Origin of the sequence: Curtobacterium sp. 179-B 9B NHS (assembly GCF_045370965.1) — a bacterium.
In the GTDB taxonomy this organism is placed as follows: domain Bacteria; phylum Actinomycetota; class Actinomycetes; order Actinomycetales; family Microbacteriaceae; genus Curtobacterium.
The window spans coordinates 265,945-279,276 of the sequence record NZ_JBIQDQ010000001.1 but is presented as its reverse complement, the minus strand read 5'-3'; the positions used below and the strand labels follow the sequence as shown (position 1 = coordinate 279,276).

The following is a 13,332-nucleotide window of genomic DNA, read 5'->3' as shown; positions in this document are numbered from 1 at the left end:
TCACGCTCGGTGAACGTCGTGCTCCCGTCGGGCAGGAAGACCTGCGCAGTTCCATCGCTATAGGCGAGCGGTGAACGCGTCAGAGCGCCGGCAAGGGCGTCCATCCCAATGGGATCGCCGTCTCGAATTCCTTCCGCGGGTGGCTCTTGATTCTGCGACACGCTTGCTCCAGTTCCTCGGTGGTCCTGTACGGGCCGGCGCCACAGCTTCGAGACGCAATCGGATTACGGGACCCGGTCCCTTCCTACTCCATATGGGATTGTTTCGTCCAGTATGAGTGCCGGCAGATCAGCGCGTAAGGTTCTCAGCCTCAGCGTCGCTCATGGATAGATGGACAGCAAAATCCGGCGGAAGGGAAGAAGGCGATGGCGAAGCGTGGGATGAGGCGTCGTTCGCTGGCCGCAGATCATCGCGGCCTCGCGTGCGTTGCCGCTCAGTCCGTGGTGAATGTGTACGTCGACGAGCTTCGCGCGGGAGTAGATGCTCCGTCCAGGAGCCCCAGAACCGCTGATCATTTCGTCAACTGTCGGCCCTGCGGACAAATACTGCAGGGTCTTGTCGCTGCTGTTGCGGCGCATGACCTGTTGCCACGCGACCCGTGGCGCGCGACATGAGTTCCCCACAGTCAGCGGAGTCGGCACAGCACCAGCAACTTTTCCCCATCTTGTGGCTTCGGTAGCCACAGTTACTAAGGAGAGCACAATGTCAACCGAGTACAGCAAGACCCCCGAGGCCATCAGCCGTCTCACCGAACGCCAGCGCCGCGTCACTCAAGAGTCGGCGACAGAGCCCGCGTTCGGGAACGAATATTGGGACCATCACGAGCCCGGCATCTACGTCGACGTGGTCTCCGGTCAGCCCCTGTTCTCGTCTACGGACAAGTACGACAGCGGCACGGGATGGCCGAGCTTCACCCGACCCATCAGTCCCAAGGCGGTGGTCAGCGTCACCGACAGGTCTCACGGCATGGTGCGCATTGAAGCTCGTTCGAGTGGCGCGGACAGCCATCTTGGCCACATCTTCGGCGACGGCCCCACCGCCAAGGGCGGGGAGCGCTACTGCATGAACTCCGCGGCCCTCCGATTCGTTCCCGTCAGCGAGCTGGACGCGCAGGGCTACGGCCAGTACAAGGGCCTGTTCGAGGCTTCGAACGCCGCGAGCAACGAAACCCCCATTCAGGAGGAGGCATCATGACCAGTGGAATCGATGACACCGGCGAGGTCACCCGCACCCCAGGGACAGAGACTGCCGTCCTCGCCGGCGGCTGCTTCTGGGGGCTGGAAGACCTCATCCGCCGACAGCCCGGTGTGCTCGACACCCGCGTGGGCTATACCGGCGGCGAGAACGACCACGCGACGTACCGCAACCACCCCGGACACGCGGAGGCGGTTGAGATCGTCTTCGACGCGACGGAGACGACGTATCGGGACATCCTGGCGTTCTTCTTCCAGGTGCATGACCCGACGACGCTGAACAGCCAGGGCAACGACTTCGGCTCCAGCTACCGTTCTGCCATCTTCCCTCTCACCTCAGAGCAGGAAGAGGTCGCACGGGAAACCATTGCGGACGTGAACGCCTCGGGGCTCTGGCCCGGCGATGCGGTGACGACCATCGAGCGGGCCGGGCCGTTCTGGGAGGCGGAGCCCGAACATCAGGACTACCTGATCACCTACCCGAATGGCTACACCTGCCACTTCGTGCGCCCGGAATGGGTGCTGCCCAAGCGGACAGCGTCTGCCTGATCACAAAGCCCCGGGGCGCCCAGCCCCCCCCACACCCCTGGGCGCCCCGGTCTCCACTCCTCGGACGAGGGTCACCCCGAAAGGTCATCATCCGCAACGCGGATGATGACCTTTCCCTGCATGCGTGCTCGCCTCTGGAATGCGTCCGCCGCCTCCTCGAGCGGGCGTACCGAGCCGACGATGACGCCGAGCGTACCCCATTCAGCACGTTCCATCGACGCTCGAATGCAGCGCGTGCCCCCGTCGCAGCCGACGTCGAGTCATCCAACGCGGTGTTCAACGGGACGTTGCCGGCGACCGTGACGAGGGTCGCTCCGGCAAAGAAGACGACACCGCTGGTGACGAGCATCCATCAGCGGGGCTGACTCTGATCGAGCAGCCCCGCCCACCGAGGATCACCGGGGCAAGAAGATCGGCAGCAGGAACAACGGGTTTACCACCACGCGGTTGATCGACCGCATCGACGTCACGAATGTCTCGTCATTGGTGCGGCCCAGACCGAGTTTGAGCTCTTCTTGATCATTTTGGCGGAGCCACTCGTCATATGGTCTTTGGGGTCCAACATGCCCTACGGTGGATAGACCCGCCGGAAAGCCTTCGCTCGGGTGATGCCTCGGCATTGGCTGACGATAGGACGCCGCCAACGGGGATCGGAAGAGCCCCACGCGACCGGCGCACAACCGACCTGGAGGAACAACCATGGGCGACGCAGTTATCAAATCGGAAGCGGCCGATGCACGACGCGTGGGCTTGTCGGCGGAGCTCACAAGCGCCGACATCACCGACGCTTTGGGCAGGCTGCATGGACACCGAGCCCATATCACGGGGCTTGTGAGCCCCACTCCCGACCGAAAACTGTTCGGACGAGTTATCACGATCTCGTTCTTCCCGTCGTGCGCTGCGGCTCTGGATCCCGCCCACTACAATTTCGGACGCCTGTTCCATCAGGCGGTGGCCGGTGCGCAGACAGCGCTTGAAAACACTGTCCTCGTCATGGCGAGCAACGGCTACACCGACACTTCCCTTGCAGGAGGAACCAAGCTTTCTCGGCTCGCGAATGCCGGACTTGCCGGGGTTCTGACTGATGGTCGATTGCGCGATTTCGGCGAGCTGGCCGACGAGCCTTACGCGGCCTGGTGCTCAGCTGAAGCCATCGCATGGGGTGGCGGTGACGTGACGCCCTATCAGACGAACGTCCCCGTTGTTATCGGTGGGGTAGGTGTGCATCCTGGTCAGTACGTATTCTGCGACGCTTCCGGCGCTGTCTTCATTCCCGAGTCAGACATTGATCGAGTTCTCGAGGACGCTCATCAGATTCGGCGGGATGATTCCTCTCATCGCGCCGCGATAGCCCTGGAGGAAGTGGGTGGGATCGCCGACGGAACCGAGCGCTGAGTCAGCCGGAGTCGCCCCGGGATCGGCCCGACGCCTCGTACTTCGATCAGGTCATCACCCGCAGTACCAGCGGAGATGCGCTCCTGCCTCGGGGCGGATCACAGCCACCGCTGACGACGGAAGATGACAAAGAGAATCACGCCGATGGCGAACATGGCTCCGATGGCAAGAGGATATCCGAAAGTCCACTCAAGCTCAGGCATCACGGCGAAGTTCATGCCGTAAATAGCACCGACAAGCGTTGGCGCGAAAAGGATCGCCGCCCATGCGGATATTCTCTTCATGTCGTCGTTCTGGCGCCGCGCGATCAGAGCGGTGTTGACAGCGACCAGCTGGGTCAGTTGCGCATGTATGTCGACGACGTGCGTGAGAATATCGGCCACCTCGTTTGAATGACCGACGATGATTGCGCCCCAGTCATGGTCGTTCATCGCGTCGGGCGGCGGGATCTGTCTGATGAACCGCGCCAGGGTCGTTAGTGAAGCCTTGAGCGTGGTCACCTGCTGTCCGAGACGGTAGACGCTTTCCACTCCCTCGCCCTCGCGATTGAAAACGTGCGCTTCGCTATCGATCATCGCGTCTTCGATCATGTCGATTGCGTGGCGATGGGACTGGACCGACGCATCGATGAGGCCGGACAGTACCCCGCTCGTGTCGCCCGCGATTCCTGCCCCCTCGGGGGCAGTGGAAGTCGGATGCCACGCGGTCGCAGCCTCGTGCGGATCCTCGAAGACGACCATCCACTGTCCGTGGCACACCACCTGGACCGGCGCGATCACGACTTCATTGGAGACGAAGGATGCACGCGTGATGCGGAGCAGGTACGACTTCCCGTGAATTTCGAGCTTCGGACGCGTTCCTGCCATCAACAAGCTCTCACGCAATGCCTCGGGAAAGTCGAACTCGACGGCCAGTTGGTCCAGGGAATGGTCAAGGCCGCAGCTGCAGCCGATGACGCCCGACGACGACGTTCCACTGATGAGCGCCTGTAGTTCCTGCAGGGGCGTTGCGTCGCTGATCGAGGCTCGAAGCGTGGCGGCTTCACGCGGGGCCGAACCCTTCGGCTCTTCCTGATGCACGTTTCCAGACAGTTCCGTAGTCATCGCCCGAGCATAGCGCGGATGGACTAGGGGGTCCGATTATCTGAGACAAGAAGTGTCTATCTGCGCGCGCTGCTCATGTCACTTCTGGACATGCTGGTCCACGAGTTTCTGGATCGGACCAGATCTGGAGACCACGAACGCACGGGATGCGCTCGTCTCGGTAAGGGCGGCGCGCCATGCGAGCTCGGCCAGCGGCCCGCCTCGATCCCCCGAATGCCCGCTAGCAGCGGTCCGTAGCGTTCCAGTCGAGTACGGTGCGAGCGGGATATCCTGGTTCATGTGAGCAACAGCGGCCAACCACGGCCCCAACGCCGCTTGACGGCGCGCGGGGCGGCGACGAAGGTGCGCATCATCGAGGCGGCAGATGCTTTGATCAGCGAGCGCGGTGTGGCCGCTACCACGCTGAGCGACGTGCGTATCGCCAGCGCCACGTCCAAGTCTCAGCTCTACCAGCACTTCCCCGACAAGCGGGATCTCGTTCGGACGGTTATCGATGTTCGGGCCGAAAGTCTGCTCGCGCAGCAGCGGAGCAGGCTCGACAAAGTCGTCTCGCTTCGAGGGTTCGAGCTGTGGCGGGACGAGCTCGTCGACCGCAACGCGATCCGTCACGGCGCGTACGGTTGCCCGCTTGGTTCGATTGCGAACGAGCTTGCCGATCACGACGAGGATGCACGACGCGCTATCGCTGCGCACTTCGACGAGTGGCTCGAGGTGCTAGGGAAGGCACTTGACCGGCTCAAGACCCACGGTGTTCTTCAGGCTGAAGCAGACTCCCGGGCGCTCGCGAATACTCTGCTGGCCGCCATGCAAGGTGGCTACCTGCTAGCCAAAGCTACGCGGGATGTCTATCCCATGCGTGCCGCTCTCGACGCAGCGTTGGCCCAGGTCAAAGCCTTCGAGGCGCCGGCCTGAGCGGGCGACATCAGCTAGGGCCGCGCCTGGGGTACGAAGAGACTCACACAGAGTCGTCCTCCGCGCGGTTTCGCGTTCCTTCATCCGCGGCGACAGGCACGGCACCTTGTGCGAGCTTGAGCCGGGTCCACACGTTCATGTTAATCACCACCGCGGCGATCTCCGCGACGTCCCGCTCATTGAAGTAGGCACGCAGCTCGTCATGCGCCGTCTCGAACCTCTCCTGGTCGAAAATGGTGAGTGCTTCGCAGTACCCGAGAGCAGCTCGTTCAGGTTCGGAGAACATCCTGCTCTCTCGCCATGAGGGTAGGTGCGCGATGACGACCGAGGAGATCCCGATCTTGGCTGCGACCTCACTATGCAAGATGAGGCAGTAAGAGCACGGGTTCAGCTGCGCAACGCGCAGCCTGAGAAGTTGCATCAGGCGCGAATCTCCGACGAGTTCCGCCGCGTATCCGAAGGCTGCTGCCATTTCGCCCGCCAAGTGGCCGAAGCGGGTCTGGTTGGGGTCGAACCGCGTGTTCGTGAAGCTCACTGTCTCAAGGACAGGACCGAAGTCGTTCATCTGACTAACCATCCTCGTTCCGATCACTTTCGGGCCGTTCGTGCAGAGGCTGTTCATACTCCGGGTAGTGCTGCAAGAAGGACCTGAACACCGGGCACCTGACGGTCACACTCTTTCCCTCGGCGCGCAGCAGGTTGAGTACGCGCCGAGTGAGTTCGGTAGCGAGGCCCTGGCCGCGGAAAGCCGGCAGGATCGATGTCGACAGAAGCAACACCTGACCATCACTCTCGGCGAACAGCACGCCACCGAACTCGACGTCATCCTTCGCAGCCACGAAAAGGCCAGCGGCATCGTCACGCGTTATCGAGAACCGTCCTTCCGTTGGCGCAGTCCTCTCCATCTCTTCAATGAGAGCACGCTGCTCAGAGGAGATCACTGGGGCTCTGTGCTGCTTCGGATCGGTAGCGTCAGCGGCGGGCCGAGGCGGGGAGTTCGAGTCGTTCATACCGGGCCTTTCGAGTCCAACGGAGTGCCTGCAGTTGCCGGGCTCTCGCGCATCCGAGCTAGCTTTGCCGTCGCCTCGTCAGACCGGCTCATGTCTGTCGAGCATACCTGCGGATAGCAGTTTTTGGACCCAGGGGTCCCAAAATGTTCTATGGTGTGAGGACGGACCCAACGAGGAGGAGGAGCTGTGAGCTCGCAGAATCACGCCAAGAAGGAGGCGCTGAGCCGCCTGACGGAGCACCAGCACTACGTCACTCAGGAAGAGGGCACTGAGCCAGCTTTCGACAACGAGTATTGGGCAAACGATGAACCGGGTATCTATGTCGACATCGTCTCCGGGGAGCCTCTGTTCTCGTCGACCGACAAGTACGACAGTGGAACGGGCTGGCCGAGTTTCACCAAGCCGATCACTCGGGATGCTGTGGACACCAGATCCGACTTCCAGTTAAGCGAACCACGCACCGAAGTGCGCTCGGCGGGTGCGGACAGCCATCTCGGTCACCTGTTCACCGACGGGCCGCAGGAGGCTGGCGGGCTTCGCTACTGCATGAACTCGGCGGCCCTCCGCTTCGTCCCCGTTTCGTCGCTCGAGGAGGAGGGGTACGGAGCATACCGCTCCCTGTTCACCTTCGACGCTGAAGAGAAGGGCCACGTGGCGTGACCAGCGGTGTCGACGACACCGGGAACATAACCGACAACCCGGACACCGAGACGGCTGTCCTCGCAGGCGGGTGCTTCTGGGGCATGGAGGACCTGTTCCGTCACCAGCCGGGCGTGGTCAACACACGTGTCGGCTACACCGGCGGCGAGAACGACCACGCAACCTACGGCAATCATCCGGGGCACGCCGAGGCAATCGAGATCGAGTTCGATCCGACCGTCACGACATATCGCGAGGTACTCGCCTACTTCTTCCAGGTGCACGACCCCACAACGCTGAACAGCCAAGGCAACGATTACGGCAGCAGCTATCGCTCCGCGATCTTCCCCATCTCGATGCGTCAGGAGCAGATCGCGCGAGACACAGTCGCAGACGTTGACGCATCAGGACTCTGGCCAGGCCCGGCCGTCACCACCATCGAACCTGCCGACGCATTCTGGGAAGCCGAGCCCGAGCATCAGGACTATCTGGTCACCTACCCCCATGGCTACACCTGCCACTTCGAACGCGCCGAATGGGTGCTACCCAGGCGCCCTGAGGAGAACCCACAGGCGTGACAACAAGACACAGGCAGGACACATGGACTCGAATCAACCGCGAATGATCACGCTCACGGACACTGATCGAATGACGGAGGAACTCGTAGCGACTGCGTCAGCCGAACTCGATGCGGAACCATTCAGCATCACCGACAATAAGGAGGCCGCCGTGTACGAGTACACGGTCGAGGGTCGTGCGGCAGCAGGACTCCTTTACCAGGAAACAGGGACGCGAGTCACACTTCTGGCGACTTCCGTCTTCCCCGAGTTCCGCGGACACGGAATCGCAGGCAAACTACTTGGTGGAGTCCTCGATATGCTCCGCTCACAGGGACGAACCGTGACTCTGACGTGCCCCTTCGCCACGGCGTTCGTGAAGACACACCCGGAGTACGCAGACATCGTCGACCCTGCCTTCCCGGGCAATGCGAGTTCGCGTCAGCATGGACGCCGTCACTGAGGCATCGGCGTGATGATGCACGCTGAAGATCTTCCTTACATGGACAAAGCTCTGCCCGATGCGTGGAAAGCGGCGGGCGAGTTCGCAACTGCCATCTCCAGTGCAACCGCCAGCGGGTTGACTCTCGCCGAGAGCGAGATCATCAAAGTGCGCGTATCCCAACTCAACGGATGCGTGTTCTGCCTGGATCTGCACTCACGTCAAGCTCGAAAGCACGGCGTGCCCCAGCAGAAGCTGGACCTGCTACCTGCGTGGCGAGAAACGACACTGTTCACCAGCCGGGAAACAGCCCTGCTCGCTGTCGCTGAGACAGCGACAGCCGTGCCGCTGAGCGAGAACAGCAAAGCGGACCTCATCGCTGCCCGGCACGCCCTAGGGGAGGTAAGCTTCGTCAGCGCCGAATGGGTAGCAACGTCCATCAACCTCTTCAACAGAATCTCAATCTTGAGCGAACATCCGGTGCGCGCCCGCGACGCCGACGGGCACCTCTCCTGAGGTCCTGGTCCGAGACAGAGCACGTAAGCAGCGCGAACAAGGAACGGGGCTGAAGTCACAGCCGGCTCTCAGGATAATGGGACCAAATGGTCCAACTGATGCGTTCCATCTAGTGACACCGCACGCCAGCGGCGTCCGAACAGGAGGAATCGTGTCCAACGACTATCGCAAGACTCCCGAGGCGCTCAGCCGCCTCACCCCACTGCAGTACCGCGTCACACAGGAGGACGGCACCGAGCCGTCGTTCCGCAATGAGTACTGGAGCAACCACGAGCCCGGCATCTACGTCGATGTCGTCTCGGGTCAGCCCCTGTTCTCTTCCACCGACAAGTACGAAAGCGGTACCGGATGGCCGAGCTTCACCAGGCCTATCCAGCCGGATGCCGTCCGGACCAAGACGGACAGAACGCTCTGGATGGAGCGGACTGAGGCCCGCTCCAGCGGTGCCGACAGCCATCTGGGGCACGTGTTCGATGACGGCCCCGCCGAGGCTGGGGGCCTGCGCTACTGCATGAATTCCGCAGCCCTCCGCTTCATCCCCGTGGCCGAACTCGATGCCGAGGGGTACGGCGAGTATCGCTCGCTGTTCGACACTACTGACACAACTGAGGAGAACGCATCATGACCAGCGGCATTCAGGACACCGGACAGATCACCAGCACGCCGGGCACTGAGACAGCTGTCATCGCCGGCGGATGTTTTTGGGGCATGCAGCAGCTCATTCGTCGCCGGCCCGGTGTGCTGCAGACGCGTGTCGGTTACACCGGCGGTCGGAACAGCCACGCCACGTATCGAGACCATCCGGGTCACGCCGAAGCTCTGGAGGTCGTCTTCGACCCGGCCAAAACGACCTATCGAGACATCCTGGAGTACTTCTTCCAGATCCATGACCCGACGACACCCACCCGGCAGGGTAACGATGTCGGTCTGAGCTACCGTTCCACGATCTTCCCACTCACACCGGAGCAGGCGCAGATCGCCCGCGACACTATTGCGGACGTGAACGCTTCAGGCGCGTGGCCGGGCAGAGTAGTCACCACTATCGAGTCGGCAGGTCCGTTCTGGGAAGCGGAGCCTGAGCATCAGGACTATCTGGAGCGTTATCCGAACGGGTACACGTGCCACTATGAGCGCCCAGAATGGGTGCTGTCGACCCGCTCGGCCCGGCCGGCGCGCGCGACGACAAGCTGATCAATGAATGGCAGAGGGCGTGCTCAGTTGCTGAGCACGCCCTCCTCTGCGGTTTTGAGTGTTCTCGCTGACCTGAGGGGCCTCGGCGCGATGCTTCAACAACCCTTATCGTCGGTCGATTCGCCAAATTGCTGGACGAGCATATCGGCGGGAGTAGGCACGTCATAGCGGCGGTTGGCTACGTAACTATCGTTGCGGAACCTCATCCCGGTTACATGGGCGGCTACGACTGTTCACCGCAACTCACGGGGATTCTTGTCACGCGCAGGGGATGTCCCGCGCAAGGATATTGTCGCCCTTCTTCATCGCTTGAACCTCTCACGGTCCGCGGCTCGAACTGCATGTGGGCGGCCTCAGACGACCGCCTCTTCGATGAGTTCGTAGATGTTCGCGCGGCGGAGATCGGCAGCGTGGAAGACGAGTCCGTCGCCCCTCGCTGGCGGCTCCGTTGCGACGTGCCGCACGCACGTCGCGGCGAGATCTCGCTCCTGGCCAGACATAATCACAAGGCCGATCACCGTCGTATCGGAACCGACCGTGTTCGTCGCGATCACGCTGACGCCACGGGTGATCCGGCGCGCCATACGATCGACACGTCGTCGAGACGCCCCGTGGGAGCCCCCGAAAACCGCGACCACCGTGCGGGGTTGGACCTCGCGCAACGACGCAACAACTTCATCTCGAATCCGTGCGGCCTCGGACCTCCGGGCGCGATAGCCCAGCTTTCCTGAGACATGGTATGCAGCCAATACCATCCGCTGGTCTTCGGCTGTCGGCACACCCGACGTAGACGGCACAAGTTCAAGCAAGGCCGCGTCGTCTCCGATCCGGATCGGAGATTTCACCTCAGACATGGCAGCGTCCCGGACGAAGCATTGACGTCCCCTGTATGAGGCCGCCCATTGAGACGGTACCGCTCAAGCCCGCTAGTTGATCAGCACTGATCGTCGAGACCTCCAAGTGCATCCTCCTTCACTACACGTCAGCCGGCGCAACGCTGTGCCGGCCATCTACGGCTATGAATGGACGTGGCCAGAACCATGGGCATCAAGCTCCGCGCGGACCCGATCCATGTCCAGCGCCCTGACCTGCCCGATCAGGTCCTCCAGCGCGGGCTTCGGCAGAGCCCCCGCCTGGAAGAACACCCGGATCGAATCACGATAGACCGCGACGGTGGGCAGCGCGCGGATGCCGGTGGAGATTGAAAGCCGAGTGGCAGCGTCGGCGTCCACCTTGCCAAACACAACGTCCGAATGCTTCTCGGACGCGGCCTCGTACACAGGTGCGAACGACCTGCACGCTCCGCACCACTCGGCCCAGAAATCGAGAATGACGATCCCATCGCGTTCTACGATCTCCCGGAAATTGTTGTCTGTTACCTCGACGGTCGCCATCATAAAGCCCTTCGGGTCGGCCAACCTGATTGGACTCAAGAGTCCAAAGGTTATCCTCCTCGATAACGTCCTAGGGCGCAAGGCTTAGCTACCAACCGACATCTGCTCGCGCGCATGCCCTGGGGCTCGACCCTGCGGCGGACAGTTCCCAACCATCGCGGTGTCTTGGACAGGCCTGCGGCACGTAGTGGCGGGCTCGCCGCGAGCCGTCGGACAGCGTGGTTTGCTGAGCCATTGCCCGCGCGAAAGCCCGTCGGTGTGTCCCGCGTGGCCGGGCTTGGTAGGGGCACGACGACGGTCCGCTCCCGTCGCCAGCCAACTGTCGGAATCCGTGAGGGGATGACGGTCGCGACCGCGACGGACACTGCGTGCGTGTCAGCTTCTGCTTCGCTGGCCTTTCTGCCGCGTCCTCACGGCAGCACGATCTCGAACGCCGGGTCTCCCGGGGCTCAGCACCCTGAGCAACTGCTTCAGGACGCCGAGGTCGCCGCGCACGTCCAGGCCCTCGGCGTCGAGGCCTCCGCCGGCGAGGCGGATGAGCCGCTCCTTGGTGAGGGTGAGATGCAATGCGGCGTCTGTGGCGGGTCGCGCTCCACGTAGACGAGCACGCCGTTGCGGAGCGTGCCGTGGAACGAGCGCCCCAGGTCCGACAGCGTGCCCGGAGCCTCTAGGTCGAACCTTTACCTTGCGCCTATTCGTTTTCCGGACCCGACTGCACCGGACGCGGGGATTTGGTCGCGCTCGGTTCGGGTCGATTGCCGCGGACTACGTAAATCACAATGGATCGCAAGCTCCCACCTACGTCGCGCGTTTCCACGCTGATGGAATTCGCGACCGCCGGCACTCCCTCTGAGTGATCGGTAAGGTCTAAAACAAGCAGCTGACCGAGTGGATCGCTGTTGACGTGATAGTCCGCTGCCTGACCGAAGTACGCATCCGCAATCGCTGGAAATGACGCGTCGCTCAGCTCCCGTTTGACCTCGGTGACGAAGCGCTTGCCACCCTCCCCCACCACGAGCACATCCACGCGCCCAGTGGAGATGTTAGGCACTTCCATGAACGTACTGTCTCCTAGGCCCGTCGCACCGAGGTACCAGAAGTAGTGCTCCTGCAGCGCTGCTTCTAACGGCGCTTTCCCCTTAGGGAACGGACGTGTGTACGGGGCGCGGTGGTCCGCAGCGAGCCTCAGGAAGCGCAGAGTCGAAGTCACGAGCTGCATGAACGCGGCTCCCGACGCCGTAGAGAAGGCGGGGTTGTGGAGCAGGCCATCTCTGATCTGACGGAGCAGTGCCCCTTCATTGGCCGACTCGATGGCGAGCCCGCTATCAGGGCTGAGGTGACTCGTGTGTGAGAGCTTTTGGCCCAACCAACCGCTCCACTTCTTTACGCAAGCCTCGTCCTGACGTGTGAGATGCCCAAAGAAACGAAGCCGATCTTCGACTGCCGCTAGTTCTCGTTCGGCCGCCTTCCACATGCTCTCAGACATCCCGAGGCCCCCGAGCGCACTCTCCCGACGAAGTCCCAGCAGCTCTTTCGCACTCAACCAAGCGAGCGCGTCCCGAATATCCTCAATCGATTCCACCATCGGCGCCAATTCGCTGGATGCCCGTTTGACCACCTCAAGGGCAACCGCTTCAGGTAGGCACTCCGACGCCCAGCTGGGACCCCAGCGTGCTCGAGCGGCAGCACGTACAGTCCTGCGAAGCGCTGAGGTCAGGGCGTCGAACTCGACTACTACATCGCTGAGGTAGCTGGAACCATCCCGCCCTTCGTCGAGTACGTCCGTGAGTTCTCGACGAAGGACGGCCGCGAGGTCTTCGACTTGCCAGCCCCCGACACTGTCGACGAGGCCAGCCCCTCGTAGAGCCTCTACTTCCGTCGCGTCCAGCTCATGAACTCCGGGGGCGGGGTTGCCCGATTCGTAGACGAGCCGGTCAAGCCGCGCACACACGGATACGCCAAGTTCTGTGAGCGTTTGCCGCAGCACCGTCCGAAAGGGCCGGGTCTCGTCCAGCTCGGCTTCGAACACTGGAGTCGCGTGGTGTGGATCAGCCCACGAGCTGCGGGACGGCCCCGTGGCGAACGTCGCGTCCTGCGCCAACAAACTTCCCCGAGATGCGTAGATGAGGCGGGGAGCGCGGGATTGCAGCACGAACCGCCGGCCAGCCTTGACCTCAGCGTGCACTTTCATACGGAGCTTGCCCATGCGCGCTGCGCTTGCGGGTGACGAGAGGGCGTCGAGATCGGTCAATACGACGAGGTTTCCCTCGACGTCTTCACCGTCGAGGAACGCATCCGCGTCCACGAGAACGAATCCAGCGCTGGACAAGACGTCTGCGGTCGCGAGGTAGCTGGAGCCGAGTTGAAGAAAGACGATACTGCTAACAGTGGTCTGCTCTGCGATTGAGTTAGCCCACCCTGGCCAATGTGC

18 protein-coding genes are annotated in these 13,332 nt (G+C 62.5%); 10 read left to right on the top strand and 8 right to left on the bottom strand.

Going from position 1 to position 13,332, the window contains the following annotated elements:
- Positions 1-320: 320 nt before the first annotated feature.
- A complete protein-coding gene (locus ACH0A8_RS01300; RefSeq protein WP_146245238.1) occupies positions 321-578 on the bottom strand; it encodes a hypothetical protein in 258 nt (85 codons plus the stop codon).
- A 124-nt stretch (positions 579-702) separates the two neighbouring features.
- Between ACH0A8_RS01300 and msrB (ACH0A8_RS01295) the strand changes: the two genes are divergently transcribed.
- The gene (gene msrB, locus ACH0A8_RS01295; protein WP_111106892.1) at positions 703-1,194 is read left to right on the top strand and encodes a peptide-methionine (R)-S-oxide reductase MsrB; all 492 of its coding nucleotides are present in this window, start codon (positions 703-705) and stop codon (positions 1,192-1,194) included.
- Positions 1,191-1,742: a peptide-methionine (S)-S-oxide reductase MsrA gene (gene msrA / locus ACH0A8_RS01290; RefSeq protein ID WP_111106891.1), complete on the top strand. Its 552-nt coding sequence runs from the start codon at positions 1,191-1,193 to the stop codon at positions 1,740-1,742. The genes msrB (ACH0A8_RS01295) and msrA (ACH0A8_RS01290) overlap by 4 nt, the downstream gene beginning before the upstream one ends.
- On the opposite strand, the gene ACH0A8_RS01285 is transcribed toward msrA (ACH0A8_RS01290), so the two are convergent.
- The gene (locus ACH0A8_RS01285) at positions 1,666-2,091 is read right to left on the bottom strand and encodes an anthrone oxygenase family protein (protein WP_406906190.1); all 426 of its coding nucleotides are present in this window, start codon (positions 2,089-2,091) and stop codon (positions 1,666-1,668) included. The two genes, msrA (ACH0A8_RS01290) and ACH0A8_RS01285, sit on opposite strands and share 77 nt — an antisense overlap.
- A gap of 350 nt (positions 2,092-2,441) precedes the next feature.
- Between ACH0A8_RS01285 and ACH0A8_RS01280 the strand changes: the two genes are divergently transcribed.
- Positions 2,442-3,137 (top strand): RraA family protein, encoded by a 696-nt coding sequence (locus ACH0A8_RS01280; RefSeq protein WP_111106890.1) that lies wholly within the window; start codon positions 2,442-2,444, stop codon positions 3,135-3,137.
- 98 nt (positions 3,138-3,235) lie between these two features.
- Here the strand turns inward: ACH0A8_RS01280 and ACH0A8_RS01275 are convergent, their stop codons facing one another.
- A complete protein-coding gene (locus ACH0A8_RS01275; protein WP_111106889.1) occupies positions 3,236-4,240 on the bottom strand; it encodes a CorA family divalent cation transporter in 1,005 nt (334 codons plus the stop codon).
- A gap of 279 nt (positions 4,241-4,519) precedes the next feature.
- On the opposite strand from ACH0A8_RS01275, the gene ACH0A8_RS01270 reads away from it, so the two are divergent.
- Entirely contained in the window at positions 4,520-5,152 is a 633-nt protein-coding gene (locus ACH0A8_RS01270; RefSeq protein ID WP_258374093.1) for a TetR/AcrR family transcriptional regulator, read from the top strand.
- Positions 5,153-5,195: 43 nt separating this feature from the next.
- Here ACH0A8_RS01270 and ACH0A8_RS01265 read toward each other — a convergent pair whose 3' ends face one another.
- Both ACH0A8_RS01265 and ACH0A8_RS01260 read right to left on the bottom strand, forming a co-directional pair.
- A complete protein-coding gene (locus tag ACH0A8_RS01265; protein WP_111106887.1) occupies positions 5,196-5,717 on the bottom strand; it encodes a carboxymuconolactone decarboxylase family protein in 522 nt (173 codons plus the stop codon).
- Between the two features lie 4 nt (positions 5,718-5,721).
- Positions 5,722-6,093 (bottom strand): GNAT family N-acetyltransferase, encoded by a 372-nt coding sequence (locus ACH0A8_RS01260; RefSeq protein ID WP_181437026.1) that lies wholly within the window; start codon positions 6,091-6,093, stop codon positions 5,722-5,724.
- 255 nt (positions 6,094-6,348) lie between these two features.
- On the opposite strand from ACH0A8_RS01260, the gene msrB (ACH0A8_RS01255) reads away from it, so the two are divergent.
- The 6 genes from msrB (ACH0A8_RS01255) (at position 6,349) to msrA (ACH0A8_RS01230) (ending at position 9,507) form a co-directional block, all read left to right on the top strand.
- Positions 6,349-6,822: a peptide-methionine (R)-S-oxide reductase MsrB gene (gene msrB / locus ACH0A8_RS01255; protein WP_111106885.1), complete on the top strand. Its 474-nt coding sequence runs from the start codon at positions 6,349-6,351 to the stop codon at positions 6,820-6,822.
- Positions 6,819-7,379 (top strand): peptide-methionine (S)-S-oxide reductase MsrA, encoded by a 561-nt coding sequence (msrA, locus tag ACH0A8_RS01250; RefSeq protein ID WP_111106884.1) that lies wholly within the window; start codon positions 6,819-6,821, stop codon positions 7,377-7,379. The genes msrB (ACH0A8_RS01255) and msrA (ACH0A8_RS01250) overlap by 4 nt, the downstream gene beginning before the upstream one ends.
- Before the next feature lie 70 nt (positions 7,380-7,449).
- The gene (locus tag ACH0A8_RS01245; protein WP_181437025.1) at positions 7,450-7,821 is read left to right on the top strand and encodes a GNAT family N-acetyltransferase; all 372 of its coding nucleotides are present in this window, start codon (positions 7,450-7,452) and stop codon (positions 7,819-7,821) included.
- A gap of 12 nt (positions 7,822-7,833) precedes the next feature.
- Entirely contained in the window at positions 7,834-8,316 is a 483-nt protein-coding gene (locus ACH0A8_RS01240) for a carboxymuconolactone decarboxylase family protein (RefSeq protein ID WP_111106882.1), read from the top strand.
- Positions 8,317-8,467: 151 nt separating this feature from the next.
- Positions 8,468-8,941, top strand: coding sequence for a peptide-methionine (R)-S-oxide reductase MsrB (msrB, locus tag ACH0A8_RS01235; RefSeq protein ID WP_406906185.1), 474 nt, complete (start codon positions 8,468-8,470; stop codon positions 8,939-8,941).
- On the top strand, positions 8,938-9,507 hold the full coding sequence (msrA, locus tag ACH0A8_RS01230; protein WP_111106881.1) for a peptide-methionine (S)-S-oxide reductase MsrA: 570 nt from the start codon (positions 8,938-8,940) through the stop codon (positions 9,505-9,507). Before msrB (ACH0A8_RS01235) ends, msrA (ACH0A8_RS01230) begins: the two co-directional genes overlap by 4 nt.
- 353 nt (positions 9,508-9,860) lie before the next feature.
- On the opposite strand, the gene ACH0A8_RS01225 is transcribed toward msrA (ACH0A8_RS01230), so the two are convergent.
- The 3 genes from ACH0A8_RS01225 to ACH0A8_RS01215 all read right to left on the bottom strand — a co-directional run bounded on the left by ACH0A8_RS01225 (position 9,861) and on the right by ACH0A8_RS01215 (position 13,206).
- Positions 9,861-10,361, bottom strand: a complete 501-nt coding sequence (locus ACH0A8_RS01225; protein WP_406906183.1) for a hypothetical protein — start codon at positions 10,359-10,361, stop codon at positions 9,861-9,863.
- A gap of 162 nt (positions 10,362-10,523) precedes the next feature.
- The gene (locus ACH0A8_RS01220) at positions 10,524-10,901 is read right to left on the bottom strand and encodes a co-chaperone YbbN (RefSeq protein WP_111106947.1); all 378 of its coding nucleotides are present in this window, start codon (positions 10,899-10,901) and stop codon (positions 10,524-10,526) included.
- A 691-nt stretch (positions 10,902-11,592) separates the two neighbouring features.
- Entirely contained in the window at positions 11,593-13,206 is a 1,614-nt protein-coding gene (locus ACH0A8_RS01215; protein ID WP_111106878.1) for a hypothetical protein, read from the bottom strand.
- Positions 13,207-13,332 lie beyond the last annotated feature (126 nt).